The 24,566-nt window shown below is 39.8% G+C and carries 22 protein-coding genes; 15 read left to right on the forward strand and 7 right to left on the reverse strand.

The features are described from left to right. Positions 1-174 precede the first annotated feature (174 nt). From MP622_RS02345 to MP622_RS02380, 8 genes are all read left to right on the forward strand, one after another. A complete protein-coding gene (locus tag MP622_RS02345; protein WP_243792305.1) occupies positions 175-1,353 on the forward strand; it encodes an outer membrane protein transport protein in 1,179 nt (392 codons plus the stop codon). 338 nt (positions 1,354-1,691) lie between these two features. Next, positions 1,692-3,524 carry an allophanate hydrolase gene (gene atzF / locus MP622_RS02350; RefSeq protein ID WP_243792307.1) on the forward strand — a complete coding sequence of 611 codons (1,833 nt, stop codon included), beginning with the start codon at positions 1,692-1,694 and terminating at the stop codon, positions 3,522-3,524. 16 nt (positions 3,525-3,540) lie between these two features. Then, positions 3,541-7,140, forward strand: a complete 3,600-nt coding sequence (uca, locus tag MP622_RS02355) for an urea carboxylase (protein WP_243792309.1) — start codon at positions 3,541-3,543, stop codon at positions 7,138-7,140. A 15-nt stretch (positions 7,141-7,155) separates the two neighbouring features. Beyond that, positions 7,156-7,842 carry a GntR family transcriptional regulator gene (locus tag MP622_RS02360; RefSeq protein ID WP_016166924.1) on the forward strand — a complete coding sequence of 229 codons (687 nt, stop codon included), beginning with the start codon at positions 7,156-7,158 and terminating at the stop codon, positions 7,840-7,842. A 135-nt stretch (positions 7,843-7,977) separates the two neighbouring features. Beyond that, positions 7,978-8,988 carry a GTP-binding protein gene (locus MP622_RS02365; protein WP_243792311.1) on the forward strand — a complete coding sequence of 337 codons (1,011 nt, stop codon included), beginning with the start codon at positions 7,978-7,980 and terminating at the stop codon, positions 8,986-8,988. Between the two features lie 61 nt (positions 8,989-9,049). Further along, positions 9,050-9,580 carry a YaeQ family protein gene (locus tag MP622_RS02370; RefSeq protein ID WP_243792313.1) on the forward strand — a complete coding sequence of 177 codons (531 nt, stop codon included), beginning with the start codon at positions 9,050-9,052 and terminating at the stop codon, positions 9,578-9,580. Positions 9,581-9,608: 28 nt separating this feature from the next. After that, complete coding sequence (locus tag MP622_RS02375; RefSeq protein ID WP_016166921.1) at positions 9,609-9,947, forward strand: FKBP-type peptidyl-prolyl cis-trans isomerase; 339 nt, start codon at positions 9,609-9,611, stop codon at positions 9,945-9,947. 202 nt (positions 9,948-10,149) lie between these two features. Continuing rightward, entirely contained in the window at positions 10,150-11,943 is a 1,794-nt protein-coding gene (locus MP622_RS02380) for a GGDEF domain-containing protein (protein WP_243792314.1), read from the forward strand. 4 nt (positions 11,944-11,947) lie between these two features. On the opposite strand, the gene MP622_RS02385 is transcribed toward MP622_RS02380, so the two are convergent. Then, positions 11,948-12,391: a GNAT family N-acetyltransferase gene (locus MP622_RS02385; protein ID WP_243792316.1), complete on the reverse strand. Its 444-nt coding sequence runs from the start codon at positions 12,389-12,391 to the stop codon at positions 11,948-11,950. A gap of 263 nt (positions 12,392-12,654) precedes the next feature. On the opposite strand from MP622_RS02385, the gene MP622_RS02390 reads away from it, so the two are divergent. The 4 genes from MP622_RS02390 (at position 12,655) to MP622_RS02405 (ending at position 14,762) form a co-directional block, all read left to right on the forward strand. Continuing rightward, the gene (locus tag MP622_RS02390) at positions 12,655-13,143 is read left to right on the forward strand and encodes a hypothetical protein (protein ID WP_151503734.1); all 489 of its coding nucleotides are present in this window, start codon (positions 12,655-12,657) and stop codon (positions 13,141-13,143) included. Positions 13,144-13,249: 106 nt separating this feature from the next. Beyond that, entirely contained in the window at positions 13,250-13,834 is a 585-nt protein-coding gene (gene pnuC, locus MP622_RS02395) for a nicotinamide riboside transporter PnuC (RefSeq protein WP_151503735.1), read from the forward strand. An 18-nt stretch (positions 13,835-13,852) separates the two neighbouring features. Further along, positions 13,853-14,128, forward strand: coding sequence for a hypothetical protein (locus MP622_RS02400; protein WP_151503736.1), 276 nt, complete (start codon positions 13,853-13,855; stop codon positions 14,126-14,128). A 136-nt stretch (positions 14,129-14,264) separates the two neighbouring features. Then, entirely contained in the window at positions 14,265-14,762 is a 498-nt protein-coding gene (locus MP622_RS02405; RefSeq protein WP_151503737.1) for a DUF2505 family protein, read from the forward strand. Positions 14,763-14,859: 97 nt separating this feature from the next. Here MP622_RS02405 and MP622_RS02410 read toward each other — a convergent pair whose 3' ends face one another. The 3 genes from MP622_RS02410 to MP622_RS02420 form a co-directional block, all read right to left on the reverse strand. After that, a complete protein-coding gene (locus tag MP622_RS02410) occupies positions 14,860-16,407 on the reverse strand; it encodes a hypothetical protein (RefSeq protein WP_044737390.1) in 1,548 nt (515 codons plus the stop codon). Positions 16,408-16,655: 248 nt separating this feature from the next. Then, complete coding sequence (locus MP622_RS02415) at positions 16,656-16,814, reverse strand: hypothetical protein (RefSeq protein ID WP_228130572.1); 159 nt, start codon at positions 16,812-16,814, stop codon at positions 16,656-16,658. Between the two features lie 176 nt (positions 16,815-16,990). After that, positions 16,991-17,608, reverse strand: a complete 618-nt coding sequence (locus MP622_RS02420) for a rhomboid family intramembrane serine protease (RefSeq protein WP_016166912.1) — start codon at positions 17,606-17,608, stop codon at positions 16,991-16,993. Between the two features lie 159 nt (positions 17,609-17,767). Between MP622_RS02420 and nfuA the strand changes: the two genes are divergently transcribed. Together nfuA and MP622_RS02430 are read left to right on the forward strand one after the other, a co-directional pair. Continuing rightward, the gene (nfuA, locus tag MP622_RS02425; protein ID WP_016166911.1) at positions 17,768-18,406 is read left to right on the forward strand and encodes a Fe-S biogenesis protein NfuA; all 639 of its coding nucleotides are present in this window, start codon (positions 17,768-17,770) and stop codon (positions 18,404-18,406) included. A gap of 205 nt (positions 18,407-18,611) precedes the next feature. Beyond that, positions 18,612-20,840: a TonB-dependent siderophore receptor gene (locus MP622_RS02430; RefSeq protein WP_243792318.1), complete on the forward strand. Its 2,229-nt coding sequence runs from the start codon at positions 18,612-18,614 to the stop codon at positions 20,838-20,840. Positions 20,841-20,868: 28 nt separating this feature from the next. Here MP622_RS02430 and MP622_RS02435 read toward each other — a convergent pair whose 3' ends face one another. Beyond that, on the reverse strand, positions 20,869-21,879 hold the full coding sequence (locus MP622_RS02435) for a hypothetical protein (protein ID WP_243792320.1): 1,011 nt from the start codon (positions 21,877-21,879) through the stop codon (positions 20,869-20,871). 12 nt (positions 21,880-21,891) lie between these two features. After that, entirely contained in the window at positions 21,892-22,860 is a 969-nt protein-coding gene (locus tag MP622_RS02440) for an alpha/beta hydrolase (protein WP_228155366.1), read from the reverse strand. Positions 22,861-23,236: 376 nt separating this feature from the next. Between MP622_RS02440 and MP622_RS02445 the strand changes: the two genes are divergently transcribed. Continuing rightward, positions 23,237-23,851: a carbonic anhydrase gene (locus tag MP622_RS02445; RefSeq protein ID WP_016166907.1), complete on the forward strand. Its 615-nt coding sequence runs from the start codon at positions 23,237-23,239 to the stop codon at positions 23,849-23,851. A gap of 42 nt (positions 23,852-23,893) precedes the next feature. Here MP622_RS02445 and MP622_RS02450 read toward each other — a convergent pair whose 3' ends face one another. Then, entirely contained in the window at positions 23,894-24,523 is a 630-nt protein-coding gene (locus MP622_RS02450; protein WP_243792322.1) for an arylesterase, read from the reverse strand. Positions 24,524-24,566 lie beyond the last annotated feature (43 nt).

Genomic DNA, 24,566 nt, shown 5'->3' on the forward strand with positions numbered 1-24,566 from the left:
ATTACAGTTTTGAGTATTAAAAATACTGCGTAATAGCAGCAAGCTAAAACTATCTGAATTACCCCACATGGGTAACCACCGAGATTAAGTAGTTCACTATTTAATCTTTAATAAGTGCGTGTATTTATAGGATCGAAACACGTTCACTTGTTTAAATTGACTAAAGGAATAGAGATGAAATTCAATAAGAAAAAATACCTCAATATTGCGGTATTGTCAGTATTGTCTGGTCAAACTTTTGCTGCTGGTTTAGAGCGCTCGCCACAGCAAATCGATGCGCTGTTTGAAAAGGGTACCTATGCAGAAGTAAGTTATACGCATATTGATCCTGATGTACAGGGGACTGACACAAGTGGAAATCATATATCTGATTTGGCAGAAGATTTTCAAACAATGGGTTATGCCGTAAAAACTGACTTAAACCCAAGCTTCCGTTTGGCGCTCATTTATGATGAGCCATATGGCGCAAAAGTAAAATTTGAAGGCGAGAATAATTTTATCGCGACCAATTTACCTGCATCTGATGCCTATACACGCGTTGAGGTAAAGTCAAAAAACCTCACAACTTTATTGGGTTATAACCTCAATAAAAACTTTATGATCTATGGTGGTCCTGCATTACAAGAACTACAAGCAGATGTACATTTACGTGGTTTAACGTATCAAGCCTCAAGTGGATATAACAATAGTTTTGATGATATGGCTGTAGGTTGGGTTGCGGGTATGAGCTATGCCAAGCCTGAGCTAGGTATTCTTGCATCGTTAACTTATCGTTCTGAAATTGAACATAAAACAGCAATTAAAGAAGATGTTCCTTTGGCAGACCTAATTGGCTTCGATTATTCACATACCAATAGAGGCAGTGTGACAACGCCAGAGTCTGTGAACTTAAATCTGCAAACGGGTTTAAATCAGACTACGGCTGTATTTGCTAGAGTCCGTTGGGTGCCATGGAGTGATTTTGCTTACTATCCACCAGCATTAAAAGCGACTACTGCATATGCGTTACAAAATGGACGTGGGTTGCCTTTAGTAACGTATCATGATGACCAAACCGCTGTTGAACTTGGTGTTGGTAAGCGCTTATCACCAAAACTTGCAATGTCTGTTTCTGGTTTATGGGACTCTGGTGCAGGTGCACCTGCGCCAACTTTAGGTCCTGTTGAAGGTTATTGGGGTGTGGGTTTAGCGGCTAAATACAACATTAACCAAAATGTCGCCTTTAGTTTAGGTGGTCGTTATATGTGGTTTGGTGATGTAAAAGGTGAGGTATCAGATGGCCGTGTCGTTGGTGATTTCAAAGATAATACTGGTTATGCCGTGGGGATGAAAATTTCTTATTCATCTAAATAATCAATAAAAATATTTACCAGTTTAGGTCCTTCCTTCTCCCTGAAAATGGGGGAAGGAAATTTTTTACTCATGGTCTTTTAAATTTACCATCACGTTTTTTTGCTGCTTTTTTATTTCTACCTTCTATTGGCTTATTCATGTTTTAAAATGCAGCACGCTTTAGTGCATAACGTATGTTTTACTGTATTAAAAAAATGCATCCTTTTATTTCCAAGTACTCATTTAAATGTAGGTTTGTATGTAAATTTAATCAAAATATTGATTTTTAATAATAAATAAATATTGGCATAAAATTCGCTTTATGAATCTTAACTTGTATACAAGATAGGATGCATAAAGTGAACATACTTCAATCTTTTGGCTGGACCATCGCAGAATGGCAAAATGCCTATAAAACACAACACATTCAATTAACGGATTTAATGACGTGGGTACAGGCTTTTGATACAGAAGATACAGCGTGGATTTCCCTTGCGACTCCTCAAATTTTGCAACAACAGATTGAAGAATTAGAAAAACATAGTACAACCAGTACAGCATTATTTGAACAGTTTCCCCTGTATGGCATTCCATTTGCTGTCAAAGACAATATTGATGTTGTTGGCTTTGCCACAACAGCGGGTTGTAAAGTTTTGCATGATATGGCGCAAGAAGATGCCGAAACAGTGCGTTTGCTGAAACAGGCAGGTGCGATAGTGGTGGGCAAAACCAATCTTGATCAATTTGCAACAGGCTTGGTCGGTACACGTTCTCCATTTGGGGCAGTCCCGAATAGTTTTAACTCTGAGTATGTCAGTGGCGGTTCAAGTTCAGGTTCTGCCAGTGTGGTGGCACGTGGTTTGGTACCATTCTCATTAGGCACAGATACCGCAGGTTCTGGTCGTGTACCTGCCGCTTTTAACAATATTGTGGGGTTAAAACCAACCAAAGGACGTTTTTCAAATTATGGTTTAATGCCAGCCGTAAAAAGTATTGACTGTATTTCCATATTTGCCTTAACGGTAGACGATGCGGAGGTCGTGGCGCAGGTACTGGAACAATTTGATGTGCGTGATAGTTACTCACGACATAACCCTGAAACAGCACCCGCAAAATTATCTTCGGCACTTCATTTTGCGATTCCAAAAACTTTGCAATTCTTTGGTGATGTACAAGCAGAGCAAGCTTTTCAGCAAGCGATTGCACAACTAAAGCAAATGAATGTCACGTTGACTGAAATTGATTTTTCAATTTTTGAACAATTGGCAACACAGCTTTATCAAGGCCCGTGGGTGGCTGAGCGTACGATAGCGGTTGAAGCATTACTCGAACAAGCTCCAGAAGCATTTGATCCAACCGTCTTGGAGATTGTTCAACAAGGCAAAAACTATACGGCACTCGATGCTTATAAAGCCGAATATCTCAAAAATGATTTGGCGCGACAAATTCAAGAGTTGCTGTCAGAGTTTGATGCCTTGGTTGTACCTACATCACCAACCATTCATACCCTTGCAGAAATGCAGCAGGAACCGATTCAATACAACTCACATTTTGGCACTTATACCAATTTTACCAATCTTGCAGACTTAAGTGCTTTGGCACTCCCTGCGGGTTTCCGCGAAGATGGTTTACCGTTTGGCATCAGCTTGATTGCACCGGCATGGCATGACCGTGCTTTGGCAGATTTTGGTCGTCAATGGCAAGCACATCTGCAATTGCCTTTAGGTGCGACAGGACGTCCTTATGCTGAAAAGGTAAAGTCAATCTCTGCACTATCCGCACAGCATATTCGTGTGGCGGTAGTGGGTGCACATTTGACAGGTATGCCCCTGAATTTCCAACTCAGCACACGCCAAGCAGTGCATGTCGAAACCACTAAAACCTCAGCCAATTATGCCTTATATGCACTGAATGGCACGATTCCACCAAAACCAGGTTTGGCACGTCAAAGTAATGGACAGGAAATTATCGTGGAACTATGGGATGTGCCAACAGCTCGATTTGGTGAGTTTGTCGCTGAAATTCCAACGCCATTGGGGATGGGCAATGTTGAGCTGAGTGATGGGCGTTGGGTCAAGGGTTTTATTTGCGAGCCATATGGTTTAGCCGATGCTGAAAACATCAGTCATTTTGGGGGCTGGCGCGCCTATATTCAGCATCGTAATGCACAACAACTACAAATAACACATTAAAAAAATAGGAACGCTCATGTTTAAAACTGTATTAATTGCTAACCGTGGTGAAATTGCTGTACGTGCAATACGTACCTTAAAAAAATTAGGAATCACCAGTGTTGCTGTGTATTCGGACAGTGACCGTTATGCGCAGCATGTTCAAGATGCTGATCTGGCAGTGGACTTACAAGGAACCAAACCCGCTGATACCTATTTATCGATTGAAAAATTAATTGCAGCTGCTAAACAAACAGGTGCTGAAGCAATTTTTCCAGGCTATGGTTTTTTGTCTGAAAGTGCTGAATTTGCACAAGCCTGTGAAGCCAACCATATTGCTTTTATGGGGCCAACTGCCGAACAGATTTTGGAATTTGGTCTGAAACATCGTGCGCGTGAATTGGCGGCTGCTGCACATGTCCCAATGACACCGGGGACAGGTTTGCTCAATAGTTTAGAAGAAGCATTGGTTGCTGCGGCAGAAATTGGTTATCCAATTATGCTGAAAAGCACCGCAGGAGGAGGTGGTATTGGTTTAACCCGCTGTGATACGCCTGAAGCACTGCAAGATGCCTATGCTAGTGTCAAACGTTTAGGTGAACAATTTTTTAAAGATGCAGGCGTGTTTTTAGAACGTTTTGTCGATAAAGCACGTCATGTTGAAGTCCAGATTTTTGGCGATGGCTTGGGTCAAGTAGTGGCATTAGGTGAGCGTGATTGCTCATTGCAGCGCCGTAACCAGAAAGTGGTGGAAGAAACGCCTGCTGCATTATTGCCTGAAGGGACGCGTCAGAAGTTGCATCAAGCGGCAGTAGAACTAGGTGCTTCGGTTAACTATCGTAGCGCGGGCACCGTCGAGTTTATTTATGATGCTGAGCGTGATGAATTTTATTTCTTGGAAGTTAATACTCGTCTACAAGTCGAACATCCTGTGACAGAAATGGTAACAGGGCTGGATTTAATTGAATGTATGCTCAAAGTGGCTGCGGGTGATGGCTTAGATTGGGAAAAATTACAGAATATTCAGCCACAAGGCGCAGCAATTGAAGTGCGTATTTATGCTGAAGACCCAGTTAAAAATTTCCAGCCAAGTCCGGGGATATTAACTGAAGTTTATTTTCCTGAACACGCTCGTGTGGATACATGGGTGGAGACGGGAACAGAAATTTCACAATACTTTGATCCGATGATTGCCAAAATCATTGTGCATGCGGAAAACCGTGAGCTAACGATTGCAAAATTACAGCAAGTACTGAGTGAAACACGCCTTAACGGTATCAGTACCAACTTGGATTATGCCCGTGCAGTCATTGCCGATCAGCGTTTTGCCGAAATGAACATTTGGACACGGATGTTAGATGATTTTACGTATGTGCCCAAAGTAATTGAAGTTTTGCAGCCGGGAACTTTAAGCTCGATTCAAGATTATCCGGGACGGACAGGCTATTGGGATATTGGTGTGCCACCTTCAGGGCCAATGGATGATTATGCCTTCCAATTGGGGAATAAAATTGTGGGTAATCCACAAAATGCCGCAGGCTTTGAGTTCACTCTATCGGGGCCGACACTCAAGTTCCACACGACAACTACGATTGCTTTAACAGGTGCACCATGTGCCGTAACTTTGGATGATCAGCCTGTTGCATTTTGGTCGGCGATTCAGGTGAAGGCGGGGCAGGTGCTTAAACTGGGTCAAGTTGAGTCGGGATGTCGAACGTATTTGGCTGTACGTCATGGTTTGGATGTCCCGTTATATTTAGGCAGTCGTGCAACTTTTGCTTTAGGTAACTTTGGCGGACATGCAGGGCGTACATTACGTACTGGAGATATGATTAAACTGGTTGATCCTGATATGCCGCATGCTGGATTAACTTTGGCGGCAGCAGAGCCTCAAGATCTCGCACCTGATTTAATTCCAAGTTATGGACGTGAATGGAAAATTGGTGTGCTTTACGGTCCGCATGGCGCTCCTGATTTCTTTAAAGCAGAATATATTGAAGAGTTTTTCCAAACCGAATGGACAGTACATTTTAACTCTAACCGCTTAGGTGTCCGTTTATCGGGACCCACTCCAAGTTGGGCACGTGAAAATGGCGGTGAAGCAGGTTTACATCCCTCCAATGTACATGACTGCGAATATGCAATCGGGGCAATTAACTTCACGGGAGATTTTCCTGTGATCTTAGCAAAAGATGGCCCGAGTCTGGGTGGTTTTGTTTGTCCAGTGACGATTGCCAAAGCAGAGCTGTGGAAAGTGGGCCAATTAAAAGCCGACGATAAAATTAGCTTTTACCCGATGACAGTCGAGCAAGCCAATGCTTTAGAACGTCAGCAAATTGAGCAGATTGAGAATTTCTCTGTGGCTCAAACGGTTGCTGAAGTATCCGCAGTGACGGAAATCGGAAGCACCATACTGGCTTTACGTGAAGAAACAGCAACAACACCAAAAGCAATCTACCGTCAGGCAGGAGACAGTTATATTCTGCTGGAATATGGTGAAAATGTATTAGATTTGGCGCTGCGTTTACGCGTGCATCAATTGATGCAAATGATTCGCAGCGCAAACCAAGATGGCATTTTAGAACTGTCACCTGGGGTGCGTTCACTGCAAATTAAATATGATGGTCTGGTGATTTCACAGCCACAACTGATTGCACATTTACTTGAGTTGGAATCTTCAATGGGAGATTTAAGCCAGTTAAAAATTCCATCGAGAATTGTACATTTACCGATGGCATTTGAGGACAGTGCAACGTTGGGTGCGGTGGAGCGTTATCAAGAAAGTGTTTGTGCTAAAGCGCCGTGGTTGCCCAACAATGTTGACTTTATCCAACGGATTAATGGTTTAGACAGCCGTGAACAAGTCCGCGACATTATTTTTGATGCCAATTACTTGGTGCTAGGCTTAGGCGATGTATATTTGACTGCACCCTGTGCGGTGCCAATTGATCCGCGTCATCGTTTACTCAGTTCAAAATATAACCCTGCACGTACCTTTACTGCGGAAGGTACGGTGGGTATTGGCGGTATGTACATGTGTATTTACGGCATGGACTCCCCAGGGGGTTATCAATTGGTGGGGCGTACCTTACCGATCTGGAATAAGTTTAAACAAAACAAACAATTTGGCGACAAACAATGGTTCTTGCAGTTCTTCGATCAAATTAAATTCTTCCCTGTGACAGAAGCAGAGTTGAATCAATGGCGTACCGATTTTGCACATGGTGCGGCACAGATTCAAATTGAAGAAACTGAGTTTGATTTTGCCAGTTATACCCAATTTTTACAGGACGAAGCGGAAAGCATTGCAGCATTCAAGCAACAGCAACAACACGCTTTCAGTGCAGAAGTCGGGCGTTGGAAAGAGGAACATAGCGCGCAACCCGAAGAAATCGTTCAGCAACAGTTCGAGGACTTTGGAGATTTCTTGGCTGTGAATGCGTCTATGACGGGGAATATTTGGAAAATTTTTGTTGAGTCTGGTCAGGAGATTAAAAAAGGTGAAACAGTTGCTATTATTGAAGCCATGAAAATGGAGCTGCCTGTGTATGCGACTGAAGATGGCATCGTTAAAGCGGTCATTTGTCGTGCGGGACAAACCGTACACAGCGGAGAACCTTTGGTGTATATGGAATAGAGTTGAGTATAGGAAATGAAAAGCGCGACAAGTAAAAGTGCAGACAATTTGTCCGCGCTGGTGTATCAACGCATTAAGAACGATATTTTCGATTTCAAATTAATGCCAGGTGAGCGTTTTACTGAGTCTGAAGTTGCACAAGCATATGAGGTGAGCCGAACTCCAATTCGGCAAGCTTTGTATCGCTTACAGCAAGAAGGCTATGTCGAGGTCAGTTTCCGCAGTGGTTGGCAAGTCCGACCACTGAACTTCCGCTATTATGAAGAACTGTATGATGTGCGGATTGTGCTGGAAAAAGATGCCATTTATAAGTTGTCACAGCAAGATTGTGAGCAATCCAGTGAGTTGGCAAGACTGAAAGCAATTTGGATGGTGGAACCGCAAGATTATCTGAATGACATAAAGCAACTCTCGCAACTGGATGAGGATTTTCACTGCGCTTTGGTTCGTGCAGCAGGCAATAATGAGATGGCGCGAATTCACTTAGACTTAAGTGAAAAAATACGGATTATCCGCCGTTTAGATTTTTCTAAACAGTACCGTATTGAAGCCACATATCAGGAACATCAACATATTTTAAAATTAATTTTTGAGCAAAAAACTGAAGAAGCAATCGCGGCAATTGCCACCCATATTCAGCAAAGTCGAGATGAGGTGAAAAAGATTACCTTACACATGTTGGATCCGAGCCAGTTTGTTTAAATTTATATTCAATATCGGTTTAAAAATACATTCGACGGCATATGCGTTCGTAATATGTACATGCAGCGAAAGTGAAGATTTTGTTATACTATTACATTAATCTTCACTTTTCGTTTGGCTTGCGAGCATCTCATTTTGAAACTGTTGACCCCACAAAAATCCGTACCGACCCATATTATTTCTGGATTTTTAGGTGCAGGAAAAACTACATTACTGAATAGCTTATTGGCACAAAAGCCTAAAGGCGAAGTCTGGGCTGTCTTGATGAATGAGTTTGGTCAAATAGGGGTGGATCAAAATCTGCTTCCGCAAGCCGAAGGTTATGCCGTAAAGGAGCTTTTAGGCGGTTGTTTGTGTTGCAGCAGTCAATTGCCCATGCAAATTGCATTATCTCGTTTATTGTCTGAAACTCAACCTGATCGTTTATTCATAGAACCTACAGGTTTGGGTCATCCAGCTCAACTGTTAGAGCAACTGACTGAACCACATTGGCAAAGCCAAATTCAAATGCGTGCTTTAGTTACGGTGGTGGATGGTTCGCGTTTGCATGAACAGGAATGGGTGAAACAGCATCTGTATGCTGATCAGTTGAAAGCCGCGCAAATCGTGGTGATTTCACATACAGAACACATGCAAGCTGTGGATAAAGAGGCTTTACAACAGTTGCAGCAGGAATATCTGGCTTATGCTCAGACATGGTTAAAACCTACTTTGGGGCAATTACAACTGGCAGAAATTGATTTGCCATATCAAGGTGTGCAACGCAAAATCCAACCATTAATTCAGATTCAAAAACAGTACAGTCATGAGTCGGCATTACCTGAAATTAAGCAGTTACCTTATCATTATGTAGAAACTGCGCAGGGTTATAGTATTGCTGGGTGGAAGTTTTCCAAGCGTTGGCAATTTGATTTCTACGATTTACTTGACCTGTTATGCGAACAGCAGCAGTGGCTCAGAATCAAGGGTATTTTTAATACCAATCAAGGTTGGAAAAGTTTTAATTTTAATCCGAATCAGTTTAATTATCAGTCTGCACCTGAAAATGTAGATAACCGTATTGAAGTGATTGTACAAACTGAACGGGACTGGGCTTTATTTGAAACTCAGTTACTTGCCTGCCGTATAGATACGGAAACGGATTAAAACTGTTCAGCAAAATTGTGTTAAATCTTATATGCTAGGCGCCAAATTTGAGGATCATTTCATGGCGCTAAAAGCAACAATTTATAAGGCAGATTTAAATATTGCCAACATGGATATTCACCAATATGGTGATTATCAACTCACCATGGCATTGCACCCATCAGAAACCATTGAACGTTTAATGGTTCGAATTTTGGCATTTGCCCGTTATGCGAGCGAACAGTTGGAATTTACCAAAGATCTATTTGAAACTGATGAGCCTGCACTCTGGGAAAAAGACCTAACAGGTCAGTTGGTACATTGGATTGAGGTGGGTTGTCCTGACGAAGATAAAGTCAAAAAAGCCAGCGCACGTTGTAAGTCGGTTGCCGTAATTGCTTATGGTACGGCAGTTGAAGAGTGGTATAAACGCAATAGCAAATTAAAAACCCTCAGTAATGTTGAAGTTTGGCAATTATCACCAGCGACTACCGAAGCTATTCAGCAATTGTGCGAACGTACCATGCAATTGCAGTTGAATGTGATGGATGGTGAGTGGACGCTCATAGGTGATCATGCTCAAGCACAAATTGAGTGGATTCAGTTACAGTAAACTTAAGCGTGTTCGAGGAGTATTGAATATGTCAAATGAATTAGAAATTATTGATTTAGTTGTAGGCGAAGGTAAAGAAGCGGTAAAAGGTGCTTTAATTACCACACATTACACAGGCTGGTTGGAAGACGGAACCAAATTTGATTCTTCACTTGACCGTGGCAACTATTTTGAATGTGTGATTGGTACGGGCCGTGTGATTAAGGGCTGGGATCAAGGCATTATGGGCATGAAAGTGGGCGGGAAGCGTAAACTGATTGTACCTGCGCATTTGGCTTATGGTGAGCGAAAAATGGGTAATATTATTCCAGCCAACTCGAATTTAATTTTTGAAATTGAATTATATGACGTTAAAACACGTGACTAATAATATTTGAAAAATAAACCATAGCATGTTTAGGAAAAAGCGTGCTATGGTTAAACTTGCTACTGAAAATAAACGTTTTTTTAGTGCATTCTATTTTTATTAAAAATCAAATTCGCGAACAAGGAATAAACGCGACTTGAAGATAAGAATATTTAAGCCATATACGATATTGCATTTTATCCTTTATGCGCTGACATGTTTCATGTTGCTTTTACAGCAATCCAGTTGGGCACTGTATGAACCAGTTGCCGAGTCTTATTACGCGCATCAAAAGAATATCAATTCAGTCCCATTTGAAGAAAATACGACCACGTATTTGTCAGGACAGTGGCAATATTATCCAAAACAATTATTACAAACCGCAACACCGACCATACCTTCTAGAACCGTACTTTTACCGATTTCCTTTAAAGAAATGGGTTATCCGCAAAATACTTATGGAACTTTTATTGGTCACTTTAAGATACCAAAAGAATTTATAGGACGTCGTATCGCCATTTGGATTCCAAATCAATACGGTGCGTATCGGATGTATTTAAATGGTGACTTTCTATTAAGACTAGGTAAGGTTGGCAAAACCATTCAAACCCATCAAACCGAGAATGCACCTCGGTTTGCTTATTTCATTGCCGAAAGTGAATATTTTACTGTCACCATGCAGGTATCGAGTTTTCAGAGTTTACATGGCGGTTTAGAAAACCCAATGCGAATTGGATTGAGTCAAACAGTGAACCGCCAATTCCAACAACTAATGATGAGCATCGCGGGCGTATGCGGTGCAGTCATTGGCGTTGGTGTATTCACCATATTATTTGCCGTTTTCCGAGGGGTCAGACATAACCAAAGCCAAGGTTTCTTTGTGTTTGGCGTCTTTATTATTTTTTTAGCTTTACACAATTTATTTTCTGCACCCTATGTTTATACGGTGTTCACCAATATTGATTGGTTATGGGGAACACGGCTCGAATATATTTTTACCTATCTCTCAGCATTTTTCTTTATCAATTACATGTTTTTACTCAATCAGCGTTATTTGCATCCCGCAGTTTTTACCATAGCTGTATTTGTATTGAGTTTCGACATTGTCATTACATGTTTATCCATGCCTGAAGTTTTTGAAAAATTGGCATTTTATAGTTTTTTGTTGGGAATTATTGTGGTGGTGAACTTCGCTTACGGATTCTATCAAACCGTAAATAGGCACGAACCATATTCCACTATTAATTTATGGGCAGTGGTATTGTTGTGTGTCACTTTTCTACATGATTTTTTACTGAGTTTAAATTGGATCGATTCAGTTAACTTATCTTTTGCTTCGACCAGTTTTTATGCTTTTTTAATCATGGTACAACAAGCAAAAAATTATGCTTATCACTCCGATCGAATTGAGAAGTTGAATAATAATTTATTAGAACTTAATTCCTCATTGGATCAAAAAGTAAAAGAGCGAACTGTACAGTTAAGTGAGCTAAATGAAAGGCTAGAGATACAGGCGCAAACCGATGCACTAACAGGGGCTTTTAACCGCCGTGCCTTGAATTCAGAAATTCAGCGTCAGTTCAATGAAACCGCACAGCAGCATAATGCTGTGTTGACTTTTGCTATGTTAGATGTCGATTATTTTAAAAAATATAATGATTATTATGGACATCTCAAAGGAGATGAAATCCTGCAACAATTGGTCCAAGTAATTCAACGTAATTTGCCTGAGCACGCTTATTTAGCCCGTTACGGCGGTGAGGAATTTGCGGTTATACTGCGGAATATGCCTGTGGTGGTGGTTGAAAAATCATTGCAGCATTTGCTTCAAATTATTCGTCAGCATCAGTTCGAACATATGAATCGTGGCGATCATAAACAATACGTGACCATGAGTATTGGTGCTGCTTATATTGATCGAAATCACCATTACTCTGATATTCATGAACTAATGAAAGCGGCAGATCAGCAGCTTTATCTCGCCAAAAATGCAGGGCGAGATCAATTGAAAATGTAAAAGATTAAATATATTTAATCATGGGGATAGTGTGTTGCTCTGGAGTAGCATATGCACGGATTTGGAAGCCATGCTTTTGGTAAAACGACATTGCTGTTTGTGTGCTATCGAGGGTGATTTGTTGCAAATTTCTGAGTTTCAAATGGGAAATAGCGCTGTTGAGTAAGGCAGAACCTATACCCTGATGTTGCATTTCTGGCAGCGTATAATTCAGCAGTATTTTGCCAGAGTCACTGACCATAATAAAGCCGACAGTTTGTTGATTGACGCTGTAAATCCAACTGTCGTTATAATGCATCCATAACAATAAATTACTATGCGTTTTGTTTTCCAGCCAAGCCTGAATTTTACTTTCCACACGTTGATGATCTTGTATACAGGAACGGATACTTTCCTGCAATACATGAAGAATCTCAGGAATATCCTGAATTTTTGCTGCCCTAATCATTGTTTGTTCTTATTTCCTGAAAACACGCTTATTTCATGTGAATTCGTGACATTGGAACAGTAGAGATTTGTTGTTTTTTTGGTGTGTTTTAGGTTTGATCTTTTAATAAAAAGTAGCCCTTAAATTTGAAATAAATCACAAATTTGAACGAACTGTATATGCATTTAACTGATTTTTAAGATAATTGGGCTCATCCAAAATATAAAACAGCGTATGATATAAGTGAGCGTAATGCTGAAAATATGCCTGAATAGGGGGACAATATGTTTAAAATTATTGTTTTATGTTTATTAGGCTTTGCCCTGACAGCAGCGTGGCAGATTTTTATCAAAATTAAAGTGACTGAAAAGTATCGTGCTCGCTATTTTTCTAAAACCCTACCCGAAGATGCTCAAACAGAGCTGACGGAAACAAAATTAATAGAAAGCAAAGTAATCGAAATTGAATATTATGATCAATTGCTGTTTGATGATGCTGTGAAACAGTTTTTTGAGCAAAATATTCATATTCGCGATATTCAAGCAGCAGAAGAAATCCAACATAATTTGCTTAAAAAATTACCTGCTAAAGCGTTAACCCAAATTCGCAAGCTAGATTTAAATGAGTGGTCGATTTATTGGAATTTCTATGACCAGTCACTTGAATATTATGTTGGAAAGTATGGCGTGTTTTGTAGCCATGTTGACCGAAATGGTGCAGAACATAAGTCTGAGTTTAAGACGCATCCTGAAGTCACAGATCTCGTCTTTTAATCGCGTCAAAAGTTTCAAGATCATCTAGTTTGCCTCTTTTTATTGCAACTTGCGTTCTATGAAAAATTTCTCATAATGTGCCATCAGTTTTTAAAGTGAACCATTGATGTCTGGACTGGAAATTTTTGCTGTCATCATCAGCGTGATTGGCGTGGCGTTAACCATTAAACGCAATATGTGGTGTTGGTGGTTTAATTTTCTCGCTTTCGTTTTATATGCTTATTTGTTCTATACTTTTAAATTGTATGGAGAAACAATTTTACAGTTTTTCTTTATGGTGGTGAATTTCTACGGGTTTTATCATTGGCTGAAAGGTAAGCAGCAAGACCATTATATCCGTATCGAGCCGATTAAAACTAGTACGGTAATTTGGCAAATATTGTTGTCTGCACTGGCTGGATTGGCCTTTGGATTAAGTCTGAAATTCTGGACAGATGCAGCGGTGCCGATGTTAGATGCACAATTGGCAGCATTTAGCTTATTGGCAACCTATTGGACTAGCCGCAAACATATTGCGACATGGGTACTTTGGGTGTTTGTAGATATTGTTTATGTCGGGATGTTTATTTATAAAGATCTGTTTTTGACTGCAGGTTTATACGCTGCCTTTGTTGGTTTAGCCGCTTTTGGTTGGTGGCAATGGATTCAAGTCCAGAAAAAACAACACTTGGCAGGCATAAAAGCTGAATAGTAGGATTGGGGCAAGTGAATGTTGATCCATTTTAATCAAGCCAAGTTACAGCAGTTTGATGAAATTGCCCGTAAAATTATTCAAAATCCAGAACAATATTTACAATTTGATTCAGTTTCAGACTTTTATCAAGCCACTTGGCTTGACCTTTTTCCTAAAGGTACGACTTGGGCTGCAACAGGTTTAGATGATGGTGCTACAGAATTCTACGCCATCATTGAATTTCAACATCATTATTTAAAGATCAATTGCTTATCAGAAATCAGTGTGACTTTTGGCATTTCCAATACGTAAAACAAAAAATGGGTCAATGACAGTCTAAACAGAATTGACTTTAATCAGTCATGATATCAACGTATAGTCAACGTTGTTTTGTAATGAAAATACTCGCGCTTTTCCAATAGGATAAAACAAAAAAGAAGGAACCGTCATGGCACATCAGTTTATTGTCAATGCAACCATACAGGGTGTATCGCTAGAAGAATTTAAACGTTTAGCTGCTGATACGAGCCTACATGAACAAGTTTGTCGCCGAATTCCAGGTGAAAATTTGGAAATTTTAGAATCAAAAAAAGTAGGCGACATCTACACTCTGAAACGTGCTTATAATTTAGATGTAAACATTCCAGACATTGCCAAAAAACTATTAAAAGATGCATTTCGCTTGCATCGCACAGATATTAGTAATCTTGAAGCGATGACGTCTACTGTCGATTTAGGTGCGAATTTACCTTTACAAGCCAGTTGTAACCGTTCAGTCAAAGGCTCAGATCAACATATTGAATTTCAATTAGAGTGGACGGTCAAAGTGAAAGTCCCTTTAATCGGTGGAATATTAGAGAAACATGCTGAAGGGGAAATTCGTAAGTTCAGTGAAATTGAATTGACGATTGTTGAAGATGAATTAAAAAAGAATTTAACTGTTTAAACTTATTTAGGGCTGAGATCAGCAAAGGGCACAAGACTAGATGGCGCCCTTTGCTATTCCAAGCGATTAGGCTTGATTTACCTAGATATTCTAATATTTAGCTCTTTAATTTCGCCAACGCTTTTTTTAGTGGAAGTTTATCTGTCGCAAAGCCATAAATTGCAGCAAACGGTAGCGCTGTTCGTGCCAAATAAGCTACACGCCATAATCCACCATGATTGGCACCCTGCATCATCAACTCTAAAGGATGATTCATTACTGTTTCAGGATTTGCGACCGAGTCAGGATTACGTAAATCATGAATCCACAGCGCCGCCATAATGGCATTGGTCGTTTCAGGTTTAAAAGCTTCGACATCAAATAAACTGGCACCATTAAAAGCGGCTTTGAGCAGCGGATTTTTGGTCACAGAGTGTGTGGTGGTCGATGGGGCAATATTAATACTTACACGTTGCCCTTCATGACGAGCCAGAGTTGCGCGCCATTGCTGAATACGTTTCGCCAATGCGTAGTTCGGGCCTTGTTCAATCACCAGGCAGTCTGCGATTCCATAGACTTGACCATTGTCAGATTTAATCAGGTCATGCAGGTTTCTCTGGAAAAAATGTTTTAAAGATGCTGTTGCTACACCTTTAGTCAGCAGCTTCTGCATTTGAGAGCGATAACGGAATTTGTCTGCTGAAGACTCAATCACTTCTTTGGGTACAGCATAAACATCAGTTGGCGTACACATAAACATTAAGCTGGTGTCGGCTTTTTGTTCACTAACGACTTTCATAATGCTGTCCATGGCCATGGCAACGCGGACATGCTTCTCTCCATCGAGATAAGCAATAGCTGCCAAATCCAGTTGATGTTCGCTTTGTAATAGCCATTGTGCAATTTCTGGAGTTTGGGTAAGTAAATTTGCCCCAAGCTTGGCATAGAGTTCACGAGTTGGCGTCTGGTCGGAAAGAGAAGTCTGACTTGGTGCATACAACGTTGCATTACCATTTTGAATGGTATTGAGAATTTTTTGCCAAACTTTGCTGTTAGGTAAATCCACAGCCACAATATTGGCTTTCCATTTGGACAGCCATGTCAGTGGACCTGCTTCAGAACCTGCACCAAATAGCACCATGGTGCGGTCAGAAAGATCGAACCATTCAGGGTGTGCATTGGCTAAACGTAAGGCGTCTGCATGAGAAGGTTCAATAATGCCGTCATCTTCCCATTTTTGAACTTGTGCAAGTAAAGCTTCACCTTTGAGGTTTTGTCCGTGATAAGGAATGTACCATTCTGGATCAACTAAGCTTTCACCTTTTAACTGAACAGTATGCAACTGAGCTAAGGGCACATCCATCATGTCTTTTAATAAATAACGTTGACCATTACGGTAAAACTCAAAACTATGTTGAGCTTTATGCAGACCTTGTTTTGCAATGCTAATCGGATTGCTGCAATTGCGAATGCCATGTTCGACCAAGGCTTTAAAGTACTTTGGATAGTTTTTACGCCATTTCTTTTCTTTTAGCACTTGTTGGGCAGATTGATTGTCTACAATCGATAATGCCTCAGCAATAATTTCCTTGCCTGTGCGAGTTGTACTTGGTTTTTGAGTATCGGGTTGAACAGGGAACTGTAGACCCTCTAAAGTGCTGGACATGCAAAAAATCTCGTCTGATTACAGTATTAATATACAGATGTATTCATTATCTATGCCAAATTAAAGTTTGGGGTGGCATTAACTACCAATTTATGTCCTGAGCGTCTAAAGTTTTAAACTCAGTTTGTGAAAAGCTTGGAAGAGTGCGCAGAAATTTGCATAAATATTGAGGAAAATTGAAATCAGCAGGCACTGTCAGTCTAGTCAATCGACTGACAGTCAAAGAAAAATTCAATTTAAGCTGTGACTTAGCAACGCCCTTTCTTGGCTTGACCTGGTGGGCAGAAATCACCACCATGTTCGTAGTGTCCTAAGTTGCCATTCGGGTCAACAACAATACTGCCTTCGCGTGTATGTACAGCACAAGCCGTGAGTATGTTTAAGCTGAGACAAGTAGCGATAATCATGAGAAATTTATACATATATTTATTCTCCATATTCTATCTATTGTTTTAAACTTAATTTTAGTCAAATTATTTTATTGCTGCGATTTGTTTTATGTAAAAGCTGTTATGAAATAAAAGTTATTTTTAAAAATGGGGGGAACGTGAATGTATCCCCCATTTTTGATTAATCTAAAATATTAAAATGGTAGCTGGGTTAGCTTATTGAAGAAATGTGGAATTAAGCGGGGTTCAAGTAAAATGGTCACAACGACGCCATAAGCTGCACCCCATAAATGTGCACTATGATTAATATGAGAGTTGCCCCGTTTTCCTGACCAAATGCTATAGGCAATATAGAGCACCGCAAAAATAATCGCAGGTACAGGAATAAAGAATACAAAAATCAGCTTCCATGGTTCAAACAGGATATAAGCAAACAGAACCGCAGACACGGCACCTGAAGCGCCAAGACTGGCCCATTGGAAGTCGTTTTTGTGTTTTAAGTAGCTTGGTAAAATAGCAAAAATTAATCCACCCAAATAAAATAGGGCAAAGCCAAGGTCGTAAAAATACTGACGATAAAAGCTTTCAATAATACTCCCAAAGAAAAATAGGGTAATCATGTTGAAGAGCAAATGAGCGCCATCCGCATGAACAAAACCATGCGTGATAAAACGGTCATATTGTCCTTTTTGCATTGCAGGTGGCCAAAAGATCAAGCGACTCATCAATTTCTGATTAGAGAATGCCAGAAGGGAAACCACCACAGTAATGATAATCAGCGCAACAGTATGGTTGAAAGGCAGATTTAGCATATAGAAAAGGTTCAATTTTTAATGACTCAATCTCAATAATGCCATTAATTGATTCATTGCACAGGACTTTTAGAATAAATCCGACAATTTTAGTTGATTTTTTTTAATTTACCCGCATCTTCAGTTAAAATAGCGACTTCAGCTTGAGGAAATATTGTTATGTCGACTGAGAACACCAGCACTGCAGTTGCAGAAGAAATTCCAAACTTATTGATTACACCAACTGCACAAGAGTATTTGCGTGATTTACTGGCGAAACAAAATACTCCAGGTATTGGTGTACGTGTTTTTGTGGAGAATCCTGGAACACCTCGTGCTGAATGTTGTATGGCATATAGTGCGCCTGAAGAAGTTGTGCCAACAGATTATAAGCAAGACTATCCAGATTTCCCTGCTTATGTTGACGCACCATCTATTCCATATTTATTAGATGCAGTCATTGACTACAACAAAGACCGTTTTGGTGGTCAGTTGACTTTCCGCGCGCCAAATTCAAAAGTTCCACGTGTTGGGCCTGATGCTTCTGTCGAAGAGCGTATTACTTATGTTTTACAATCTGAAATCAATCCAGGTTTAGCAGGTCACGGTGGCAACTGTGCTTTGGTTGAAGTGGTTGAAGATGAAGAGCATGGTCTAACTGCTGTACTTAAATTTGGTGGTGGTTGCCAAGGTTGTTCAGCAATTGATGTGACCTTGAAACAAGGGGTAGAAACGACTTTGAAACAACACGTTCCAGAGTTACAGCGTGTGATTGACCAGACGGATCATACCCAAGCAGAAGGTGCATATTTCAAGTAATTACTTGAACGTAATACATTAAAAACCTCCATAATATGGAGGTTTTTTTATGCCTGTTGCATACAAAACTCCCCTAATTTTCAATAAATATTAAATATAAATGAGAATTATTATTAATAATAATTGCATTTATATTTATGTTTGTTACACTCTGAAACCGAAATTTCACGTTTTTTTCTATCTTCCACACCTTTGGGATATTTGTATGAACAGACGTATTGTCCAATCAGCATTAACACTTTCAATTTTGTCGGTCATGAGTGTGATGAGTAATGCTGAAGATTTACAGACAGAACAGCAAACTTCTTCAACTGCGCAAATTACGACACAACAAACAGATCCAACCAAACTTGAAAAAATTGTTCTGACTGCCGAAGAGCAAGTAAAGCAATCCCTAGGGGCATCTATCATTACTGAAGAAGATTTAGATAAGCTTCCTGTAGTGAATGACATTTCTGAATATGTTCGTCGTATGCCTGGTGTGAATTTGACAGGCAACAGTGCAACAGGGCAACGTGGCAATAACCGTCAAATTGATATTCGTGGTATGGGGCCCGAAAATACCTTAATTTTGATTGATGGTAAGCCCGTTAACTCTAGAAACTCAGTTCGTTATGGTTGGCGTGGTGAACGTGATACGCGTGGAGATTCAAACTGGGTACCAGCAGATGCAATTGAATCGATTGAAGTGTTACGTGGTCCTGCTGCTGCGCGTTATGGTTCAGGTGCCATGGGTGGTGTGGTCAATATTAAAACCAAGAAAGTAACCAATGAAGTACATGGTTCGGTTGAGCTTTATACCAATCAGCCAGAAGATTCCAAAGAGGGAGCAACCAATCGTGTTGGCTTTAATTTAAGTGGTCCGATTGTTAAAGATGTTTTGTCTTATCGTTTGTATGGTAATTACAACCAGACCGATGCAGATGCACCAGATATTAATCCGCTCACTGCGTCGGGAACGCGTGCGGCAGGTCGTGAAGGTGTAGAGAATCAAGATATTGCAGGACGACTGGCTTGGCAAGTGAATGATCAGCAAACCCTTTTGTTGGATATTGCAACAGGTCGACAAGGCAATGAATATACAGGTGATATTCAAAACAGTAACTTTGATGCTGCTGGTACAGGTGGAAGCTTTAGCAATGCAGATTATGTCCGAGGCTTATTAGGCCAAGAAACCAATACCATGTATCGGGACAGTTATGCTTTAACGCATGAAGGAAAATGGGACTGGGGCGATACTAAACTCATCGCACAATACGATAAAACCAAGAATAAACGTATTCCAGAATCTCTTGCTGGTGGGCCAGAAGGGAGTCCAAATTCATTTAATAAAAAGACTTCTACATTAGAGACGTTGCGTTTTAATGCGGAAACGAATATTCCTTTAGAGATTGTTGTTCCTCAAGTTTTAACTGTGGGTGCTGAATGGGTAGAAGATGACTTCAAGGATCCATCGAGCACAGTACAAACTGATGCTTCTGGACTCATCAACTTATCTGCTGACCGTGAAAGCATGCAATCACGAATCGCTTCTGCCTATATTGAAGATAACTTTAAGGTGACAGATAGTACTGATTTAGTCCTTGGTGTTCGTTTTGATGATCATGATAAATCAGGTTCGAATTGGAGTCCGAGCTTAAACATTACCCAAAAATTGGGCGATTACTTTACCCTGAAAGGTGGCATTGCAAAGGCGTATAAAGCGCCAAATATGTATCAAACTTCAGAAGGTTATTTGTTATATACCCGTGGTAATGGTTGCCCAATTAAAGCCACACAAATTTCCCAATGCTATTTAATCGGTAATGCGGATCTAAAACCTGAAACCTCGATTAATAAAGAACTGGGTGTTCAATTCGAAAAAGATATGGTCAATGCCAGCTTAACGTGGTTTAGAAACGATTATGAAAATAAAATTACAGCAGGAGAAACTGTTTTAACCACTTCAACAGCGGGTCATAACATTTTACAGTGGGAAAATGTGCCTGAAGCATTGATTCAAGGGCTCGAAGGAAGTGTAACCTTAAGCTTTGATAATGCAAGTTGGACCAATAATGTAACGTATATGATGGATTCGGAGAATAAAAAAACAGGTAATCCGCTGTCGATTGTACCGAATTATACGATTAACTCCATCTTTAACTATAACGTGACCGATGCCATGGATGTGAACTTTGTATATACCCAGTATGGTCGCCAAAAGCCACGTCAATATGCAGAATCGAATACTGAAAATGGCGCTATGAATGTTACTGCCGTGAAAAGTTATGGTATAGCAGGCATTAATGCAGGCTATAAATTTACGGATCAAATCAGTGGTCGTCTTGGTGTTAGCAATTTGTTTGATGAAAAATTATTACGTGATAACTCTGTGAACCAAACTTATAACGAACCAGGTCGTGCTTATTATGCGAGTCTGAAATATGAATTTTAAGTTGATTTAAATGTAGAACAAAAGGGCGCTATTCAGCGCCTTTTTTCAAGATTGCTAAGGTACTGTCAGAATAATAGAACTTTTCTAAATAATGACGTGCACGTTGAGTGAGGTAATCTGATTGCAGTATATTCTGAATAATCGGTTCTAACAGATGTTGTAACTGATTTTGGATTAATGCTTCATCAATATTTAAGTCACGGAACAATAAATCAAAGCTTCGGTCTTGATTACGTGCATACCATGCCGAGATGCCATCTTTCACTTGTTGTGCCATGTATTCACTTTGACGTAAGTGATCCCAAATTTCATGACCTAAACCAACAGTGTGTGGCAAGTCATCAATCTCAATATAGTTTTTTAAAACATTTAGAGGTAAGTCTTTAATTTTATGCCACAAATTGGCTTGAAAATGATAAAGCTTATCATCATTAAAATGCTGATTTAACACTTGTTCACTCATTTGACTGAGTTTCTGAATATTTTTCTGTAAATAATGCTGAATGGCTTGATCCAAGTTTGAATCAGTCACACTTTCTAAAACAGATTTCCCCATTTTCATAAAACGAGAAACGCCCGGCACATGCTTGACCATGACAGAGTTATCTAAATAGTCATGAATCGCGTGCTGAATGAGTTGTGTAATCATGGCAGAGAAAGCAGGGTTGTTCACAACGGTATGAATTAAGCGTTGTCTATGCCCACTTTTACTGGCGACGTATTGAGCAATTTTATCGACAGTAAGCACAGGAATGGCATCTGCGATTTTGGTCTGGTCATTTGCAGGATGAACTAAGGCAAAGCGAATATGTTCTGCAATTTGTTCAATTAAAAAATCACTGGCAGGTGTCTTTAAGATTTGTTGGTCAATTAATTGATGAATTTGTTCGACTGTCCAAATTTGTTTTAATTTTTGCTTTCTGAACCAATGATAAAACTCAACAAATTCATTTTTAATGGTTTCTGACTGAGTAAATTCATGATTTAAAAATTGTAGATGAGCTTCGATCAGTTGCTCAATCATGGGGTGTTTTTGCATAAAAGCTCAAATTTAATGTAAAGGAATCAGTTGATCCGCCAATGGATTTTTCAGATTTTGGGTCTTTGCGAGAAATGGGAGGTAATAATTCGCAACTTGTTTATCTGCTTCCAATAAAGGCATATGACCCACATTGTTCAGAATGACAGGTGCTTCGGCACGTTTCAACAGAGATTTTAATTCATCTGCAACTTCAACATTAAAGATTTTATCTTGTTTGCCCCACAAAATTAAAGTTGGTGCTTCTACATTGCGGGTAATTCGAGCAAATGTTTCAGGGGTATAGATGCGATTTAATGTCGAAATTTGCTCAATGACGAGATTATTTATACCTGATTGTGCAATCAAGAGTTGTTCTTTAGCATGTTTGAGCTCTGGAGAGAGTTTGGGAGGATTCTGCATGATCTCATGACGAACCTCATCATAATCACCAGGTTTTGACACAATAATATGCTTTAAAAAATGTGGGTCTCTGGTGTAGGGGGTGTTGGCTTTTTTGTAGATGCCTGCACTATTTAATAGAAATAAGCTTTGTGTATCAAAAGGATATTGCGCAGCATATAGGGTGGCAATTGACCCGCCTAAAGAGTGACCTGCGATATTCAATTTATTCTCGATATCTATAGCTTCAGCAAATTGTCGAAGGCTGGAGGTGACATTCGGAACAGCAATATCAAAATTGGATGGAACTTTGGTATCCCCATAAATGGGTAGGTCGGGCACAATGACGTGATAGTTGGGAGTGAGATAAGAAGCAACGCGATTCCAATTGTCACGATTTCCTCCAAACCCATGAATCAGTAAAACAGTAGGTTTTTGACTCGATCCTCCTTCGTTATAGCTCCAAAAAATATCTCCGACTTTGAGGGTTTTGGTTTTTAATCCACAATCTTCACGTTCTTGTTGTAAAAAATTTTGTAGCGTAATTTGCTCGGGAGAAAGTTGAGGATTTTTAGCTGAAGCAACATTGGGCAATGACATCGTAATTAGGATTCCCATTGCAGTAACAAAATGAGAAAAATATTTACGAGTTTGTGTCATTGACTTAAATCCTTATCGCTAAAATTTTGTTGTAGAAAATCTGTTCTTGAAACTGCAAAAAACTGGAATTGGTATAAAGAATAATCTTTGACTTTATAAAGATCTATTGTAAATACAATCACTAAAATGTCACGAACAAGTTTATTGAAATGATTGATATAAAAATAAAATAATGTGATTTACTTCAAGGTAACAACAAAAAGCACTTGAACTTTTTTGCCAATCTAAAAAGGTCTAGCCGTATTCTTTTTTGCAAGTGACATTCTTTTTTGCTGGTATTAGAATATTGAAACTTCAAATCATGGTGGAAAAAAGAATGCTAACGGCTCAAGAAGCATTAGACCGTCTTAAAAAAGGAAACCAACGTTTTGTTTCTGGGGAAACAACCCTCCCTAAACAATTGACGCACCAAGAACGTGCTGAAATGGCAGAAGATCAAAATCCTTTTGCAATTATACTTGGTTGTTCAGACTCGCGTGTTCCTGCCGAGATGGTTTTTGACCAAGGCTTAGGTGATTTATTTGTTATTCGTGTCGCGGGTAACGTGGTTGCTCCTTCGCAAGTGGGTAGTGTGGAATTTGCTGCTGAACGTTATGACTGTGCAGTAGTTGTTGTTCTTGGCCATAGCCATTGTGGTGCCATTCAAGCGACCATTGACACTTTAATGAACCCAGAGTGTCCACCATCAAATAATTTGATGTCGATTGTGAACCGAGTGCGTCCTTCTGTTGAAACCTTGATGCAAACTGAGTTGAAAAACGATTTGAAAAAACTTTCGAACCATGCTGTTCGTTCAAATGTGTTTGCTTCTGTTAATCAATTACGTCATGGTTCGGCTGTATTGGAACAATTAATTGCGAAAGGCAAGATGATTGTTGTCGGTGCGGAATATTCACTCGAAACAGGTGAAGTGATTTTTTTTGACTTCTAAGGCATTTGATCTATAAAAAATATAGATATGATTAAAGGCGCTTTATAAAGCGCCTTTAATATATGGATAAGCTAAATTAAGTAATTGGGGTTGTGCTTGAGCATTAGGATGAATTAAATCTTTTTGCATTAAATTTTTATGACCCGCGATGCCGTCTAAAAAGAAGGGCAGTAATTTCACTTGATAGCGTTGACTGACAACCGTGTAGTTTTGTTGAAAAGCCTTGCTATAGGCTGTGCCATAATTGGGCGGCATTTTCATTCCAAACAAAATGACTTTGGCTTTTGCCTTTTGGCTTTGCTCAACTAATCGTGCTAGATTTTGTTGAATCATTTGTGGTGGTTGACCACGTAAACCATCATTTCCGCCCAGTTCGATGACCACAATATTTGGCTTATAAGTAGCAAGTAATTTGGGTAAACGTGCTAAAGCACCACTGGTAGTTTCACCGCTCACACTCGCATTGACCACTTGATGCTGTTTCGGATACTGTTGGTCTAATCGTTTTTGTAACAGTGTGACCCATCCTTGCTGTGGCTGCAAACCATAACCTGCGCTAATACTATCACCGAGAATCAGAATAGTTTTAGCTGAAGCCATCACTGGACTTAGGCAGAGCATTAGCCCCATCACCCAAGAATAAACGAATACTTTAAAACGAGATTGACGCATAGTAACTGACGAAAACCTGAGCACAATAGAAGAGAGATTCATC

The organism is Acinetobacter sp. PK01 (genome assembly GCF_022819285.1).
Taxonomy (GTDB): domain Bacteria; phylum Pseudomonadota; class Gammaproteobacteria; order Pseudomonadales; family Moraxellaceae; genus Acinetobacter; species Acinetobacter tandoii.